19 protein-coding genes and 1 pseudogene are annotated in these 14,883 nt (G+C 42.7%); 6 read left to right on the top strand and 14 right to left on the bottom strand.

Annotated features, from left to right (window positions below; all coding sequences use genetic code 11):
• Positions 1-70: 70 nt before the first annotated feature.
• Together C0J08_RS02770 and C0J08_RS02765 are read right to left on the bottom strand one after the other, a co-directional pair.
• Positions 71-748 (bottom strand): platelet-activating factor acetylhydrolase IB subunit, encoded by a 678-nt coding sequence (locus C0J08_RS02770; protein WP_212654615.1) that lies wholly within the window; start codon positions 746-748, stop codon positions 71-73.
• A complete protein-coding gene (locus tag C0J08_RS02765) occupies positions 745-1,209 on the bottom strand; it encodes a GNAT family N-acetyltransferase (protein WP_212654614.1) in 465 nt (154 codons plus the stop codon). Before C0J08_RS02765 ends, C0J08_RS02770 begins: the two co-directional genes overlap by 4 nt.
• A 120-nt stretch (positions 1,210-1,329) precedes the next feature.
• On the opposite strand from C0J08_RS02765, the gene C0J08_RS02760 reads away from it, so the two are divergent.
• Positions 1,330-2,097, top strand: a complete 768-nt coding sequence (locus tag C0J08_RS02760; protein ID WP_212654613.1) for an ElyC/SanA/YdcF family protein — start codon at positions 1,330-1,332, stop codon at positions 2,095-2,097.
• On the opposite strand, the gene C0J08_RS02755 is transcribed toward C0J08_RS02760, so the two are convergent.
• From C0J08_RS02755 to C0J08_RS02725, 7 genes are all read right to left on the bottom strand, one after another.
• Entirely contained in the window at positions 2,094-2,606 is a 513-nt protein-coding gene (locus tag C0J08_RS02755; protein ID WP_212654612.1) for a ferritin-like domain-containing protein, read from the bottom strand. The genes C0J08_RS02760 and C0J08_RS02755 overlap by 4 nt on opposite strands.
• A 423-nt stretch (positions 2,607-3,029) precedes the next feature.
• Positions 3,030-3,329 carry a helix-turn-helix domain-containing protein gene (locus C0J08_RS02750; RefSeq protein ID WP_212654611.1) on the bottom strand — a complete coding sequence of 100 codons (300 nt, stop codon included), beginning with the start codon at positions 3,327-3,329 and terminating at the stop codon, positions 3,030-3,032.
• 140 nt (positions 3,330-3,469) lie between these two features.
• Positions 3,470-4,003 carry a type II toxin-antitoxin system antitoxin DhiA gene (dhiA, locus tag C0J08_RS02745; protein WP_212654610.1) on the bottom strand — a complete coding sequence of 178 codons (534 nt, stop codon included), beginning with the start codon at positions 4,001-4,003 and terminating at the stop codon, positions 3,470-3,472.
• Positions 3,997-4,266, bottom strand: coding sequence for a type II toxin-antitoxin system toxin DhiT (gene dhiT / locus C0J08_RS02740; RefSeq protein WP_212654609.1), 270 nt, complete (start codon positions 4,264-4,266; stop codon positions 3,997-3,999). The genes dhiA and dhiT overlap by 7 nt, the downstream gene beginning before the upstream one ends.
• A 141-nt stretch (positions 4,267-4,407) precedes the next feature.
• A complete protein-coding gene (locus tag C0J08_RS02735; RefSeq protein ID WP_212654608.1) occupies positions 4,408-5,070 on the bottom strand; it encodes an anthranilate synthase component II in 663 nt (220 codons plus the stop codon).
• 7 nt (positions 5,071-5,077) lie between these two features.
• On the bottom strand, positions 5,078-6,493 hold the full coding sequence (locus C0J08_RS02730) for an anthranilate synthase component I family protein (RefSeq protein WP_011978489.1): 1,416 nt from the start codon (positions 6,491-6,493) through the stop codon (positions 5,078-5,080).
• Positions 6,490-6,720, bottom strand: coding sequence for a Trp family transcriptional regulator (locus C0J08_RS02725; protein ID WP_169458219.1), 231 nt, complete (start codon positions 6,718-6,720; stop codon positions 6,490-6,492). The genes C0J08_RS02730 and C0J08_RS02725 overlap by 4 nt, the downstream gene beginning before the upstream one ends.
• Positions 6,721-6,897: 177 nt before the next feature.
• Between C0J08_RS02725 and C0J08_RS02720 the strand changes: the two genes are divergently transcribed.
• Positions 6,898-7,179, top strand: coding sequence for a type II toxin-antitoxin system Phd/YefM family antitoxin (locus tag C0J08_RS02720; protein ID WP_212654607.1), 282 nt, complete (start codon positions 6,898-6,900; stop codon positions 7,177-7,179).
• Complete coding sequence (locus C0J08_RS02715) at positions 7,176-7,463, top strand: type II toxin-antitoxin system RelE/ParE family toxin (protein ID WP_212654606.1); 288 nt, start codon at positions 7,176-7,178, stop codon at positions 7,461-7,463. Before C0J08_RS02720 ends, C0J08_RS02715 begins: the two co-directional genes overlap by 4 nt.
• 10 nt (positions 7,464-7,473) lie before the next feature.
• Here C0J08_RS02715 and C0J08_RS02710 read toward each other — a convergent pair whose 3' ends face one another.
• A complete protein-coding gene (locus C0J08_RS02710) occupies positions 7,474-9,756 on the bottom strand; it encodes a tetratricopeptide repeat protein (protein ID WP_212654605.1) in 2,283 nt (760 codons plus the stop codon).
• Between the two features lie 236 nt (positions 9,757-9,992).
• On the opposite strand from C0J08_RS02710, the gene C0J08_RS02705 reads away from it, so the two are divergent.
• Both C0J08_RS02705 and C0J08_RS02700 read left to right on the top strand, forming a co-directional pair.
• Positions 9,993-10,304 carry a cupin domain-containing protein gene (locus C0J08_RS02705; protein ID WP_212654604.1) on the top strand — a complete coding sequence of 104 codons (312 nt, stop codon included), beginning with the start codon at positions 9,993-9,995 and terminating at the stop codon, positions 10,302-10,304.
• Between the two features lie 104 nt (positions 10,305-10,408).
• On the top strand, positions 10,409-11,206 hold the full coding sequence (locus C0J08_RS02700) for a GGDEF domain-containing protein (protein ID WP_212654603.1): 798 nt from the start codon (positions 10,409-10,411) through the stop codon (positions 11,204-11,206).
• Between the two features lie 43 nt (positions 11,207-11,249).
• Here the strand turns inward: C0J08_RS02700 and feoB are convergent, their stop codons facing one another.
• The 4 genes and pseudogenes from feoB to C0J08_RS02685 form a co-directional block, all read right to left on the bottom strand.
• A complete protein-coding gene (gene feoB, locus C0J08_RS02695) occupies positions 11,250-12,746 on the bottom strand; it encodes a ferrous iron transport protein B (protein ID WP_502711628.1) in 1,497 nt (498 codons plus the stop codon).
• Between the two features lie 156 nt (positions 12,747-12,902).
• Positions 12,903-13,250: pseudogene (locus tag C0J08_RS22830) on the bottom strand (FeoB small GTPase domain-containing protein); the annotation flags it as partial.
• Positions 13,213-13,332, bottom strand: a complete 120-nt coding sequence (locus C0J08_RS22825) for a FeoB small GTPase domain-containing protein (protein ID WP_212654601.1) — start codon at positions 13,330-13,332, stop codon at positions 13,213-13,215. The pseudogene C0J08_RS22830 and the gene C0J08_RS22825, both read right to left, overlap by 38 nt.
• 31 nt (positions 13,333-13,363) lie before the next feature.
• The gene (locus C0J08_RS02685; protein WP_212654600.1) at positions 13,364-13,588 is read right to left on the bottom strand and encodes a FeoA family protein; all 225 of its coding nucleotides are present in this window, start codon (positions 13,586-13,588) and stop codon (positions 13,364-13,366) included.
• 267 nt (positions 13,589-13,855) lie between these two features.
• On the opposite strand from C0J08_RS02685, the gene cysP reads away from it, so the two are divergent.
• Positions 13,856-14,869 (top strand): thiosulfate ABC transporter substrate-binding protein CysP, encoded by a 1,014-nt coding sequence (cysP, locus tag C0J08_RS02680; RefSeq protein ID WP_212654599.1) that lies wholly within the window; start codon positions 13,856-13,858, stop codon positions 14,867-14,869.
• Positions 14,870-14,883 lie beyond the last annotated feature (14 nt).

The raw sequence follows: 14,883 nt of genomic DNA, 5'->3' as shown, positions 1-14,883 counted from the left end.
AGAACATAAGCGGATACTACGCACACACCTCCGTATTACTACGTAGAAACACTTAACATGACATTCTTAATTAATCAGCCATTAACTCAATAATATAAGGCTCTATGGCCTCGGCAAATAGCTGATATTGGCTTGCATTCGGGTGCAAAAAATCATTCATCACATCACTGGTAATTCGCCCTTCATCATCTAAAAACACAGCATTAATATTGTGAAAAAAGACGTTTTTATCGTCGGCAAAATGAGCAATGATTTTATTCACTTCTTCGTTCAACACGCGAAGTTTTTGCGTGGGCATTGCACTACGAGGAAAAATAGCCAAGAGCAAAACTTTAGTTTTCGGCAATTTCTCCGCTAGTACTGACAGAATCGTTTGAATGCCAAGAGCCGTGTCTTCGGCTTTATCCATGCGGTGTCCCGCATTGTTTGTGCCAATCAATAAAACCAACAATTTAGGCTGAATATTATCAATTTCCCCATGAGCCAATCGCCATAAAACATTCTCGGTTTTATCACCATTAAAACCCAAATTCAGCGCATTCCTTGATTGATAAAAAGTCCGCCAAACGTCCGCCCCTTCCTTCTCCCATGCTTGGGTAATGGAGTCGCCCAGAAAGACTAAATCCACGCTTTCCATCGCCTTTTTCTCGGCGAGCTTTTGCTTATGACGAGGCAACCACCAAATGGAGTCTTGTGGCGATGGCGTAACCGATAAAGGTTTTGACTGGCTAATTTGCTTTTCCATCATAAATTACGTCCTAAAAAGTGTGTTCCGGGAATCGGGTTGTAACTCACTGGATCACAAGGCTCAAACCCCAAACGAACATATAAACGTCTTGCGGTTTCAAAGTCAGCTAAGACATCAAGACACATGCGCTGATAGCCACTTTCCTTCGCTATCTCCATTAAGTTATTCACCAATTTCTCGCCCAGTTGATGACCTCGTTCGCTGGGGCGAATATAAACACGCTTCATTTCACACACCTTCTCATCCACTCGACGAAAAGCCCCGCAGCCGACCACTTCATTTTCATTCCAAATAAGTAAAACAACACCATTAGGAAGTGAATATTTACTTTCTAAATCCGCAAACTCTTGTTCATTCTGTTGATAATCCAAGCTCACAGGAGCCGACGCAATGTACTCACGAAAAATGGCTAATACACCTGCATTATCTTGTGGAAATCTAGCTGGGTGAATGGAGAACATGTTGTTTCCTTACGTTAAAATTTGATAGCCAAAATAATACTGACAAAATGCACTGTAAAACAAAATTAATAGATTACTTTAAGGAACATGCAGACTCCTTTAATATCTAGGCAAACTAAAATGACAGAATTCACGAGATATAACTCAATGGGCATTGCGCTTTTTTACCTCAAGAAAACCATCGGCATGATGCTTATGCCCATTCCTCTCACTTTGCTGGCCATGTGTCTAGCATTGTTATTGATGAAAAAATGCCCAAAGTTCGCCAAGCTTCTTCTGTTCTGCGCCATACTTTTATTAGGCTTGACCAGCTGGAACCCAGTGGCAAATTCACTCATCGCCACAGTGGAACACGACTACCCTGTTTTCGATATTCAACAACCCGTGGATGTGGTGATCATTCTTGGCAGTGGGCACAAAGATCTCAGCCATATTCCTTCCGTCATGGCTCTTGGCGGTAGTGCTTTATTTCGACTCGAAGAAGGATTACGTATTTTGAAAGCCAACCCCAGCGCACAATTATTCGTTTCGGGTTATGCTGCAGGCATGACGGAGCCCCATGCAAAAGTCATGAAACAGGCCGCCATTGAGTTAGGAGTCCAGCCAGACAGAATCAAAGCCTTCCCCCTCACCAGAGACACGGAGGAGGAAGCTAAAAGCATGAAACCTTACCTAGAAGGAAAACGCGCCGCCTTGGTTACTGAAGCCTCACATCTAAAACGTGCGTCTATTTTCTTCGAAAAAGCCGGCATCAAGATTATTCCGGCTCCAGCCATGTACCTTAGTTCGGAAAAGAGCGACTGGCAAATCGACGCCGCCGGCAATAACAAAAGCCAACGCGCCTTTTACGAATGGCTTGGACGTACTTGGCAGTGGATTAAAGGCTAAAACTTATTTTGCCACTTTTGGAAAGCCGCCAAGTGATTCTCTGAAGCATCATGTAAGCGAATAAACACGTCTCTCACATCACTTGGTAAATCTTGTTTTAAAAAGCGTTCATACATCTCGATATTCGCGATTTCAGCTGCAACACCAACGGCAAATGTCTCGGCATAGCTCGCAGGCATCACCGCGCTTTCCACGCCACGATCCACTGGCAAGACGAAACCATACCGTTCAAACAAAGGCTCTAACCAAGAAATATGTCTTTCTTCGGCCTTAATAATATTAGTAAAAGGTTTCTGTCCACCAAAAGTACGAATCACCTCTTGGTATTCTCCTCGCGCTAAATATTCATCTTCCAAGGCATAATTCAGCATGGACTCCAACGTCAACACGTCATCAGCTTCATTCTGCGCGCCAGCAGCACCATAGCTTTCAGCTGAAGCAATAGACGGAAAAAAAACCATCACCCAAGAGACAAGTACACCACTCAACCATAATTTAACGCTCTTCATTTCACTCTCCTATCCAGCAACAATGCCAGTGCAATAACAAATATTAGAAATTACTAATATATAGATTAAAGCACAAATAATCAGTTACTCCAGCAATAGACAAAAATTTATTGACATAGATCGTGAAATGGATGGAAAAAATGATTCAGCCGAGTTAATTGTTATACGTCATGCTTCTTACTAGCATTTATACGACAAAGGAACTCATAAGGCTCAAGAATGAACTTTATATCTCATACGACCTTGATGAAAAAGATAACCAAATACCTCATGATGCTTGGTTAACACAACAAGTTAACGCCGCTTTCGAGAATATGGAAAACAGCCTTTCAGTATTTGTGTCGAACGAAGAAACCAATGCTCAGATGGCTGAGTTTAAAAAGATAATTCGAGCTAAAAATAATCCTTTATAATTACAGTGCCTTATAAATTAAACCCATAATGGCCATCTGGCAACTCAACATCCAACGTTAGTTTGCCACCAGCACCTTCTACATAACGTTTTAAGGTAGATAGCTTTACATCTCGTCCTTTGCGCTCCATACCTGCAATCGTTGGCTGCTTCACGCCTAGCGTGTTTGCCATATCCTCTTGAGTGATTTGCATGCGTTCACGCAACTGGGCGAGATGAATACCAAGTACCATGTCATCCGCTTTTTTACGGGCATTTTTTACTATTTCAGGCTTCTGATCTGAAATTAATTTATCAAGTGTTCTAGCCATTACTCACCTCGACTTTTTTGATTGGCTAACTTCCACAACTTATAGGCTTAAAACTATATTTTTCAATTCAAAAAAGCAGCACCCATCACTGAGCGCTGCTTGTTCTTCATTTATGAGCAGAAATTATTGAAGCCCATAGATTAATGGGAAACAATGGTCGAGTCTGGCAACGATTCCCCGACTTGCTCTTTGGCAATTTCAATCACGGCATGAGCAAGTTGTACCAAGGTGGCAAAGTTGGGCTTAGTTTCAGGTTTAAGAGAGCGATAAGCACTGGTGCGACTTTTAATACCCGCTCTTGCGATCACAACGCCATGCCCAAATAACTCAACATAGGAACGAATAGCAGCTTGCAAAATATCTGGGCGACCTTCTGTCATGGAGTCCCATGACGCCTGTTTAATCACCTCTTCCATTTGCTCTACATCAAACCGCATAGCAGCAGCCTGATAAGCGCCTTTTACGATGCTTCGTAATGTGCTCGCAGTCAGTTCATTACCATTCCAATTCAAGGCTCCATCTGCAGTTAAAGCAAAGCGTTTAAAGTCTTTCACGTTAGCAAATGGTGGTTTTGAAAAGTAATCTGATAAGTCTGCCTCACCTTCAAATCCGTCACTAAAGGTTAATGCTAAGGTGTGATCTTTAACCCAATCAACATCAATAATTTTTAACATACATCCTCCAATTTCCCCGAATTCTGACCCTTCACAGCTTTATTCCACATCTGCATAAACTGCTCTCTATACATACTGATATGAGTTTCAGCACGTTTACGCTGCTTATTAGGTAAATACCCTTCTAAACATTCACCGGTTTCTATAGCAATAATCAATTCGTAACCACCATATTTCACGTGTAAATGCGGTAGCTTGTGCTGTTGATTATCAAAAAAATATAAGCAAAACGACAATCCTAATAACGCATCGATTTCAGGCATCCTTACCCCTCGATATTTATATAGGTAAAACTATAGGACAGTCTCCTAAAAGAGACAAGTGCATATTATAGACACAAAAAAGCAGCGACCATTGCTGGGCGCTGCTTTTTACTATTTCAAAGGTACTAAACTTCTAATTAATCAAACTTGAAACAAGAAGTTTTTGATCAGGTCTTTTCCGCCTTCGGTAGCGAAGGATTCTGGGTGAAACTGGATGCCTTGGATTGGATATTCTTTATGTCGAACGCCCATCAGCTCGAACTCGCCTCCTTTGTGAATCGTGGCAATGTCTTTGAAGTCCGCTTCTTTTAACTCACCAACAGAAGCGGTAACTTCCAACACATCAGGGAAGCTTTCTGCCTCGGCGATAAGTGAGTGATAACGCATGACTTCCAGTTGGTCTGGAATGTCATGAAAAATACCTTCGCCGTTGTGAGTAATCGGGCTGGTTTTACCATGCATTGGCAAGGGCGCTTTCACGACTTTGCCGCCAAATACATGACAAATCCCCTGCATTCCCAAGCACACGCCCATTAATGGAATGGTTTTACCGAACTCTAGAATGACGTCGGCACACACACCGAAGTACGCCTTGTCGTCTGGGGAGCCAGGTCCTGGAGAAATGATGATGCGATCTGGCGCAGCGGCACGAATGTCGTCTAATGTTACTTCGTCGTTACGTTTTACGATTACGTCAAAGGCGTCGATCTCGCCACGGCTTTTCTCAGTTTCTAACACTTCACCAATAAACTGATACAGGTTGTAAGTGAAGGAGTCGTAATTGTCGATAATATAAACTTTCATGCTTCCCTTACTCCTGATTCGCTTTTGGTGCGAAGCTGTCTAACACGCGTTTGGTGCCAGCAAATTTACGTTGGATTTCTTCGTATTCGTCTTCGGCATTGGAGTCATACACATTGCCGCCACAGGTTTGCACATAGGCTTTGTTGCCCTTGGCAAACACAGTACGAATCGGAATAGCAAACATACAATCGCCATTGAAAGAGAACTGTCCAACCGCACCGCCGTAAGGACCACGACCATCGTTTTCTAAATCGTCGATGATCTTCATCGCTTCGATCTTCGGTGCACCCGTCAAAGTTCCTGCAGGGAAGTTGCTAGCTAACGCTGAGAACATGTCGTGATCTTCCGCCATAATGCCAACAATCTCACTAGAAATGTGCTGAACGTGGCTGAAGCGTTTAATGTCCATCAAACTACGCACTTTCACTGTACCAAAGCGCGCCACGCGGCCAATATCGTTACGATGCAGATCGACAATCATATTGTGCTCGGCGATTTCTTTTGGATCGTTCAACAAAGCACGGGCAAAGGCCGTATCTTCAGCAGCGTCTTTGCCACGCTTCGCTGTACCCGCTAACGGGAAGGTTTCCATTTCCCCTTGGCGCACGCGGAACAAGGATTCAGGACTCGCGCCAATGACTTTTTGCTCAACAAATTTAACGTAATACATTTGCGGCGATGGGTTCACTTCGCGCAATTGCTCATACAAATTAATGGTGTCGCCTTCCATATCAAACCACTTTTTAAAGCCCACTTCGCACTGGAAGACCTTCCCTTCGATGATGTCTTGCTTCACCTTGGCAACGGCATCCGCGTGATCGGTTTTGCTCATGGACTCGCCCGCAGGTGTCACCACAAAAGGGCCATTTTCAGGCGTCGGCTCAGCCATCATGCTATTCACTAATTCAACACGATTCCCAGTAGAATCGTCATCATAGTAGAAGTAGAAAACTTCGCCTGTCATCTTGTCTAGAATCAGACCATCTTTGTACAAACCAAAACGGAACGCATCAAACATATCGCTAGATTGTAGATCCAACGTCGGCTCAAAATAGTTCATGCTGTCATAACCGATATAACCCGTTAAACCACCAGCATAACCGCGCGACAAAATATTCTGCGGCACGATATCGCGCAGCAAATAATACGGATTATCGGATTCGAAAGACTCCGTGCTGCCATCACGTTCTTGAATAAACAACTGCTTACCTTCGGCCCAGATTAATTTTTCAGGGTCAAAACCAATAATCGAATGGCGGGATATGTAACTTTCTTCACCAAGGGATTCCAACATAAAACAGTTGTCAAAACGCTTCTCGACCTTTTTAAACAAATCAAAAAAATCGCAATCGGAACTGATAGTGACATACTTAGGTTTACGCGGTAGCGTGATGCGCTGCGGCTTTTTATTATATGAACTCATATCTCTTTTAATTCCTTCAATGCACGGGAACCACGGGTCACAGTGGCAATACCCACACCCAATTGTTTGGCAATATCTCGCTGCGGCACGCCTTCGTCTAACAAGGCAATAATCTTCAAACGACTTACCATTTCACTAATTTCATTCGGTGTCAGCAGCACTTTTAAACGCTTCTCTAACACAGATTCATCGTCTACTTCAGTTAAAAACTGGATCAAGTCCTTCATAGGATTCAACTCTCACAAGAAGGTTTGTATTCATGTACTAGTACATTATAGATTTTAAGGGAGATAAGCAAGATAGAAATACAGTATTGTTTAGGCGCGTCAAAAAATACTTCAACTTGTTAATATACAAATATTGCACTATATTTTGTACAAATAAACGTACAATGGTAACTTCACATGAGCCGCATAAATTTAGATCAAGACATACAACCATTATCAGAATTTCGTTCTGGTGTGACTTCATTTATTAAACAAATTAACGAAACTCGTCGCCCTTTGCTCATCACACAACATGGCAAAGGTGTCGCTGTCATGCTCGATGTGGCTGAATACGAAGCCATGCAAGAAAAAATAGAATTACTCGAAGAAATACGCACCGCTGAATCACAATTTGCCGAAGGATTAGGCATTTCGAATCAGGAAGCAAGAAAGCAAATCTTAGGACGCTTGAAAAAATGAAAGTAAGTTGGTCACCTCTCTCTATGGAAAAGCTTGGGCATGCTGCCGATTTTATCGCTCTAGATAATCCTAATGCCGCTGAGAAATGGGTAAACGATTTATTCGATAAAACAGACCTACTCAGCCACCAACCTGAAATGGGACGACTTGTCCCAGAGCTACAAAAAGCAAATCTCCGTGAACTCATTTTTGGTAACTATCGAATCATCTACATGATCAGCACCGAAATCCGAATATTAACGGTGCGTAACTGCCGACAGATACTCACCGAAAATGATTTATAGCCCTAATCGACTAGAGTTTAGAGATCTGATCTAACTCTTCTTTTAACTTAACCTTGTTGTGATGGTCTTCGAAATAGCGAGCAAAGGCTTCGACTTGTTCTTTCCGAGGTGATTCTAGGCTTTCAATGACTGAGCGAATAGGGTCGAAGCTCTGATCAATCTCTTCATCTGAAATAGCATAAATATGTCCTAGCACCTCATCTGTCGTCGAATCCTCGATAATAAAGCTCAGCATTTCCATTACAGCTCTTTGCTCTTTATAACCATCTTTCATAAAGGTAATCGCATCATATATCGCCTTTTTCGCTTCCTCTTTGCTATTTCCTGCAATTACCAACTCTGCTTTATTACATAAAGCAGTCACTACTTGTCTTTGTATAACGGCTTCTTCATTATCTTTGAATCGTTCCTGCAACGCGTCATACACCGTAATCGCTTCTTCTGAACGATTCAATTTACCTAACGCAACTGCTTTATAAAACAGTGCTTTCGCTATCGATTCCTGTAGCGCCAGTTCGTCACTGTCTTTGAATCGCTCTAGCAAGGCGTCATACACCACAATCTCTTCTTCTGAACGATTCAATTGGCCTAACGCAATCCCTTTGTTTACCAGTGCTGTCGCTATCGGTTCCTGTAGCGCCAGCTCGTCGCTGTCTTTGAATCGTTCCAGCAAGGCGTCATACACCACAATCTCTTCTTCTAAACGATTCAATTGGCCTAACCTATCCCCTTTGTTTACCAATGCTATCGCTACCTGCTCCTGTAGTGCCAGTTCGTCGCTGTCTTTGAATCGTCCCAGCAACGCGTCATACACCGTAATCGCTTCTTCTGAACGATTCAATTGACCTAACGTAGCGCCTTTGTTTACCAGTGCTTTCGCTACCTGTTCCTGTAGCGCCAATTCGTCGCTGTCTTTGAATCGCTCTAACAAGGCGTCATACACCGCAATCGCTTCTTCTGAACGATTCAATTGGCCTAATCTAATAGCTTTATTTACCAGTGCTTTCGCTACCTGTTCCTGTAGCGCCAATTCGTCGCTGTCTTTGAATCGTCCCAGCAACGCGTCATACACCGTAATCGCTTCTTCTGAACGATTCAATTGACCTAACGTAGCGCCTTTGTTTACCAGTGCTTTCGCTACCTGTTCCTGTAGCGCCAATTCGTCGCTGTCTTTGAATCGTCCCAGCAACGCGTCATACACCGTAATCGCTTCTTCTGAACGATTCAATTGACCTAACGTAGCGCCTTTGTTTACCAGTGCTTTCGCTACCTGTTCCTGTAGCGCCAATTCGTCGCTGTCTTTGAATCGCTCTAACAAGGCGTCATACACCGCAATCTCTTCTTCTGAACGATTCAATTGGTATAAAGTAATGGCTTTGTTTTTATAAGCTCTAGCAACATACATTTGAGTATCGAAATCATTCGATTCTTCATACAAAGTTACTAAATCCTCATAGGTTTTAATTTCTCTGTCTGGTAGACTACCTGCATCAAAAATCAGTCCTTTGAAGAACAAAGCCTTAGCATTCATTCTTTGATGTTTTAGCGAATTACTCTTTTGGGAACCGCGTATGACGCCATTAATTCGACGAAGAGCATCATCAATACGTTTATTATTTGCTAGAGAGTAAGCTTCATTTATATCGTTATCAGCAGCTTGTTCTTCCATGTCATCACGCATTTTTTCTAACTCTTTTTCATGATACTCCTTCTGCTCTTTCAACTGCTTACTCTGCTCATTCAGTTTGATATCAAACTTTTCTGTTAACTCATTTTCTTTTCTCTGTACCCATCCATCAAATGCATTCTCAGCTTCTAACTTAGCAGTTGCTATAGCTGCTAATCTTGCATTCCAGCTAAAAGCATATGCAACAATAGCGATCACAATACCCAATCCCCCAGCAACGATTCCAAACCAAGTTGTTGTCCATGACACTTGAGATAAAGAACTATCATAGGAGTCTTTTAAATCACCAATACGCCCACTCTGCTCATTTAGCTTTCCATCAACTCGCAATTGAGATTCTTCAAGGCGCACCTCTACTTTTCCAATCCGTTCTTTCAGTTCTTGGATTTGTCCTTTCAATGCACCAGTTTCATCGAGCACGTTGACTTTATCTTGAATAGATATTAGTTCCCGGTAAAACCACTCAGGAAGTTGGGAGTTCGATATGGGCGGTGCCATGTTTGAAGCACTTGGCTCTTTGGAGCTAAGCGCATCATCTGCCGAGAATGCAGCTGTGGTGGAAAATAGAAAGCTGATAAAGACAAAACGAATGAGAGAGATGAGCACTCTGAAACATCCTTGTGAGTAAATAAAAGTGGTACAAGAGTAGCGCCTAATGACACTTTCAGGCAATTCATACCGACCTTTTTAGCCATATAAAAACAACATATTCCCTCTCACCCCGATAAAACGTCGCTTTCACCGTCAAAGTGATGTTTTATCGCTTTCTCGATTGTCTAACGATTAAGTAACTTGTACTTTTTACTTATCAAACCATTTATCAACGTCCAAAAGGCCTACTCATGACATTCATCAAAGCCAAAGACTTCACTGCCGATCGCGCTTGGGGCGCGTTGGACATTGCCAATATGAATGGCGTGACGACGCGTTTGCACTGGACAGATCAGCCGTATAAATGGCATATCAATGATGGTGAAGAAGTGTTTGTAGTGTTAGACGGCGAGGTAAATATGCATTATCGAGTCGATGGCAAAGAGCATATTCAGCGGATGACGATAGGTGATATTTTTTATGCTGCAATTGGCACAGAACATGTGGCGCACCCAATTGGTGAAGCGCGTATTTTGGTGATCGAAAAAGAAGGCTCTATTTAAAGCGGAACTAGATAAATATATAACCCTCTTGTTTATCTTCACATTTTATTACAGAAGCACCACAGATCTAGACAACAGATACAATTATTGTGAGGTAAACAATAATGCGAACCTCACCAATGCTCCATCAGCCGTCTTCAGATTACAATCCACCATCCTCCCTTAGCACTACACAGGTTATCTTTCGCATTACTCTAATCATCATGGTGTGGGAATTTATCATCATGTTGGCATTAGGCTCTTTAACCATAGACGTTGGTATCTATTGGCTGGCCACATTGGATATTTTTATTTTATCTACGCTCTCTGCTCCTTGCATTTATTTGTGGGTAATTCGGCCTTTTACTCAGGCGCGAGATCAAGCCATTATGCAAATTCACTACTTGGCGCATACCGACCCTCTTACACAACTAGCCAATCGCCGTGGTCTAACAATTTGTTTAGAGAAGCTAGTCGCGTTGACAAATAATCATGACATATCTGGTGCAGTGCTTCTGATTGATCTAGATGGTTTTAAAGTTATTAACGACATTGAAGGTCATGCTGCTGGTGATGCCGTACTCGTCAAAATTGCGCAGCGTTTACATAACCATATTCGCCCTGAGGACAGTGTTGGACGTTTAGGAGGTGATGAATTTATGGTTCTATTAACCAACCTAAATAGCGATGAAGAAATCTCGCAAGACTTCGCTATGCAGGTAGCCAACCAACTTTGCGACAAAATTAAAGAACCCATTGCATTTGAAAATAGGTTGCTTAATGTTGGAGCAAGTATTGGTATTCGCATTTTGGGGTTTGAAGAGTTAGATACTGATAAAGCTATTAAAGACGCCGACACAGCCATGTACTTTGCCAAGCAAGCAGGTAAAAGCTGCGCGGTTGTCTACACCCAGCATCACTAATACCTGGGCTCTTTCTCAAGCTCTATCTTAGGCAGTATTCAAATCATCCAACAGCGATGATGTTGCTTTCTATCCTCGGTTTCACCCAAATTTTCAATCCTATAATAAAGAGAATTAAAAAGACGGCTGCAATGCCAATGGTGATCAACGAACGAATCGGATGATCGCCAAAAGTTAATAGCTGAAAGCTGAATACCGCAGCAACATAAGCCACCGTCGTACTCCAAGCTACAACCACGCTAGACCAAAGCATTCCACCTTCTTTTACCAAGGCGCCAATAGTCGCGGCACAAGGTGTATAAAGCAGTACAAAGACCAGATACGAAAACGCGCCTTTCCAACCTTCAAATAAAGACACCATGTTACGATGTCCAGGCGTCATGGCTTGGCCTTTGGCTTCGCTGACACTGGTCAAACCTAACGGGTCGGTTAATGTGGTTACAATGCCTGCAAGGTTACTGCCTAATAAGGTCACAGCGCCGACGATATTACTTATTGGGGATTCATATTCAATATTGCTCGGCTCATTGTCGGCATTGGAATACAAGGCATCCATAGTACCAACCACGGCTTCTTTAGCTAAGATACCAGTAAACACACCAACGGCCGCGGGCCAATTATCGTCACCCATGCCAATCGGAGAAAACACTGGCGTGATGACTTGACCGATTTCAGCCAAGGTAGAAGGCTTACCACCTTCGTCTGCGGCGCGCCAAGATGGCACTGAATTCAAAATAGTTAGAATCGCTGAAACAAGCACTATGGTCTTGCCAGCGCGCAGAATAAAGCTGCGCACTTTATGCCAACTCGACAAACCGACATTGCTCCAACGTGGACGATGATAATGGGGCATTTCCATCAAAACACTTACTCGTACATTACGAAATAATTGCTTTCTGAAAATCCACGCTGTACCAACCGCCATGATGATGCCAAACAGGTATAAACCGAACACCAGAAGCCCGCCGTACTCGCGGAAGAATACCGACACAAACATCACGTAAACGGCCAAACGCGCACCACAAGACATAAAAGGCGCCATCGCCATGGTCAGCATGCGTTGTCGAACATTGGTCAAACTGCGTGTTGCCATAATGGACGGCACATTACAGCCAAATCCTAATAACAAAGGAATAAACGCCTGACCAGGCAAACCAATCGACGACATAATACGATCAACAATAAATGCCGCTCGTGCCATGTATCCGCTGTCTTCCAAGATACTTAAACATATATAGAGGAAGCCAATGACAGGGATAAAACTCGCCACCAACTGAATACCACCGCCTAAGCCATTGGCAAGTATGATAATGATCCACTGAGGAATGCCTAACTGTGTTAACCAGTAGCTTGGAAAGGTCACAAACCAATATCCTGCAAACATATCGATAGGATCGATAAATAAGGTGCCAACACCAATAGCCACCGCAAACATGGCGTACATAGCAAACAAAAAGATCGGAATACCAAACCAAGGATGCAGCACGATTTGATCTATTCTGTCAGTAAAATTTTTCGCCTGCGCACGTCCTTTGGTCACGTTAGACAACCAGACTGCCACACTCGGAACGCTTAAAGAATCGGAATACTCATCTCTGAGGCTTCGTTGCAGGGCCAATTCACGATCCGTTGGCAAAGCATGAAAATGTACTAATAGTTGGCGTTGTAAATCAGTTACTGACAACTGATGACCATCAACGACTGGCACGCCGATATTCTTCGATAATATCTCTAGATTCGGCATGATATTCAGCTTGCGGGCCAAATCGGTCATGGTAAGCACAATCACCATAGGTCGACCCAAGGCGACCAGTTCTTGCGTCAATTTGAGGTTACGTTTTAAGTTGGTTGCATCCACTACATTAACGATAACATCGTAATCATTCTCGGTTAAAAAACGTCGCGCGATTACTTCATCCATGCCGCCAGTCTGGTTATTCAAACTGTAAATGCCCGGCAAGTCTGTCATGTCGACACGTTGATTCGAACTCGTGAAAAATCCAGTCTTACAATCCACTGTAACGCCGGCCCAATTGCCTACTTTTTTGCCGAGTTCCTGCCAGCTTATTAAATAAAGTCGTTTTCCCTGTATTTGGATTACCGACTAAAGTGATGTGGAATGTCATGTTTGTAGTGATCTCTTATTGAAGCTAAACACTAATCGCAGAGGTGAATATAGCTTGCGTCATCAGAATGAATGGCGACCAAAGTAGAGCCGACCTTTATTTGCAAAGAATGACCAAATGGTGCTTTCGTCATCAGCTGCACGGTTTCTCCGGGGTCAAAACCTAATGCTAAAAGCTGGCGTTGCATGTCTTCTTGAGGGTGTGACACAGAATGAATATTAGCAACATGGCCTTTTAACAACTCAGATAACACCATAAACGCTCCAAGGAACTGATAACAATTATTGATACTCAGTATATTATCACTAAGATCTTGTAAGAATAACCTGACAAGTAAGAACAAATATAAGAAAACGATGCATTTTTCGGCTTGCTCAACGATTTATAACAAAGCCTAAAAAAACCTTGGTAGAAAAGTCCTTATACTTATTCCATAAAAGTTTATAAAACACAGTTGTAATAACTAAATCTTTTAAGTAACCTTTCGGTCAATAACCATTTAAGCTTCTCTGATGAGGATACTATGAAAACTAAGCCACGTTTTTTGAAATCGATTATTGGTACATTATTGTTGAGCGGTGCTGTTCAAGCATCCGCTGCAGATCAAACGATTCTGAACACTTCTTACGATATTGCTCGTGAATTGTTCGCCACTTACAACCCGACCTTTGAAAAACATTGGCTAGAAAAAACGGGCAAAACCATTGAGATTAAACAGTCTCATGCTGGTTCTTCAAAACAAGCCAATGCCATCATGAATGGCTTATCAGCAGACGTAGTAACCTTTAACCAAGTAACGGATGTGCAAGTTCTGCATGACAAAGGCAAGCTCATTCCTGCTGACTGGAAAGACCAATTCCCAAATGCCAGCTCTCCTTATTATTCCACCACGGCCTTCCTTGTTCGCAAAGGCAACCCAAAGAATATTAAAAGCTGGGGCGATCTAGCACGTGATGACGTAAAATTGGTCTTCCCAAACCCGAAAACATCAGGCAATGGTCGTTATACTTTCCTTGCCGCTTATGGCTACGCACAAAAAACCTTCGGAAAAGACAACGACGCTAAGATCAATGATTTTCTAGGAACCTTCCTAAAAAACGTTTCTGTGTTTGATACGGGTGGCCGTGGTGCGACAACCACTTTCGTAGAGCGCGGCATTGGCGATGTTTTGATTACCTTCGAATCAGAAGTGAACAACATTCGTAACCAGTACGGTGCTGATAAATACGAAGTGGTCGTGCCAAAAACCTCTATCCTAGCGGAGTTCCCTGTCGCCGTTGTGACGAAAAACGCGAAAAGAAACGGCACTCAAGAGGTTTCTCATGAATACCTAAACTATTTATACAGTGAAGAATCTCAGCGTTTATTAGCTGGTTTCAATTACCGCGTACACAACGATGTGGTGAAGAAAGAATTCGCAGAGAAATTCCCTGAAGTAGAATTATTAACCGTAGAAAATATTGCTGGTGGCTGGCCAAAAGCGACTAAAGAAATATTTTCAAATGGTGGTAAACTAGACCAACTTCAGCGCCGCTAATATCAGAATGATAA

It is taken from the genome of Marinomonas sp. CT5 (assembly GCF_018336975.1).
Lineage (GTDB): Bacteria > Pseudomonadota > Gammaproteobacteria > Pseudomonadales > Marinomonadaceae > Marinomonas.
The sequence above is the reverse complement of the archived record's forward strand: the minus strand, read 5'-3'. Positions and strand labels throughout refer to the sequence as shown.

What these genes read in the sequence shown, in the direction of transcription:
- C0J08_RS02770 (WP_212654615.1), bottom strand. Translation starts at nt 748, where the DNA reads ATGATGGAAAAGCAAATTAGCCAGTCAAAACCTTTATCGGTTACGCCA.
- C0J08_RS02765 (WP_212654614.1), bottom strand. Translation starts at nt 1,209, where the DNA reads ATGTTCTCCATTCACCCAGCTAGATTTCCACAAGATAATGCAGGTGTA.
- C0J08_RS02760 (WP_212654613.1), top strand. Translation starts at nt 1,330, where the DNA reads ATGACAGAATTCACGAGATATAACTCAATGGGCATTGCGCTTTTTTAC.
- C0J08_RS02755 (WP_212654612.1), bottom strand. Translation starts at nt 2,606, where the DNA reads ATGAAGAGCGTTAAATTATGGTTGAGTGGTGTACTTGTCTCTTGGGTG.
- C0J08_RS02750 (WP_212654611.1), bottom strand. Translation starts at nt 3,329, where the DNA reads ATGGCTAGAACACTTGATAAATTAATTTCAGATCAGAAGCCTGAAATA.
- dhiA (WP_212654610.1), bottom strand. Translation starts at nt 4,003, where the DNA reads ATGTTAAAAATTATTGATGTTGATTGGGTTAAAGATCACACCTTAGCA.
- dhiT (WP_212654609.1), bottom strand. Translation starts at nt 4,266, where the DNA reads ATGCCTGAAATCGATGCGTTATTAGGATTGTCGTTTTGCTTATATTTT.
- C0J08_RS02735 (WP_212654608.1), bottom strand. Translation starts at nt 5,070, where the DNA reads ATGAAAGTTTATATTATCGACAATTACGACTCCTTCACTTACAACCTG.
- C0J08_RS02730 (WP_011978489.1), bottom strand. Translation starts at nt 6,493, where the DNA reads ATGAGTTCATATAATAAAAAGCCGCAGCGCATCACGCTACCGCGTAAA.
- C0J08_RS02725 (WP_169458219.1), bottom strand. Translation starts at nt 6,720, where the DNA reads ATGAAGGACTTGATCCAGTTTTTAACTGAAGTAGACGATGAATCTGTG.
- C0J08_RS02720 (WP_212654607.1), top strand. Translation starts at nt 6,898, where the DNA reads ATGAGCCGCATAAATTTAGATCAAGACATACAACCATTATCAGAATTT.
- C0J08_RS02715 (WP_212654606.1), top strand. Translation starts at nt 7,176, where the DNA reads ATGAAAGTAAGTTGGTCACCTCTCTCTATGGAAAAGCTTGGGCATGCT.
- C0J08_RS02705 (WP_212654604.1), top strand. Translation starts at nt 9,993, where the DNA reads ATGACATTCATCAAAGCCAAAGACTTCACTGCCGATCGCGCTTGGGGC.
- C0J08_RS02700 (WP_212654603.1), top strand. Translation starts at nt 10,409, where the DNA reads ATGCGAACCTCACCAATGCTCCATCAGCCGTCTTCAGATTACAATCCA.
- C0J08_RS22825 (WP_212654601.1), bottom strand. Translation starts at nt 13,332, where the DNA reads ATGACATTCCACATCACTTTAGTCGGTAATCCAAATACAGGGAAAACG.
- C0J08_RS02685 (WP_212654600.1), bottom strand. Translation starts at nt 13,588, where the DNA reads ATGGTGTTATCTGAGTTGTTAAAAGGCCATGTTGCTAATATTCATTCT.
- cysP (WP_212654599.1), top strand. Translation starts at nt 13,856, where the DNA reads ATGAAAACTAAGCCACGTTTTTTGAAATCGATTATTGGTACATTATTG.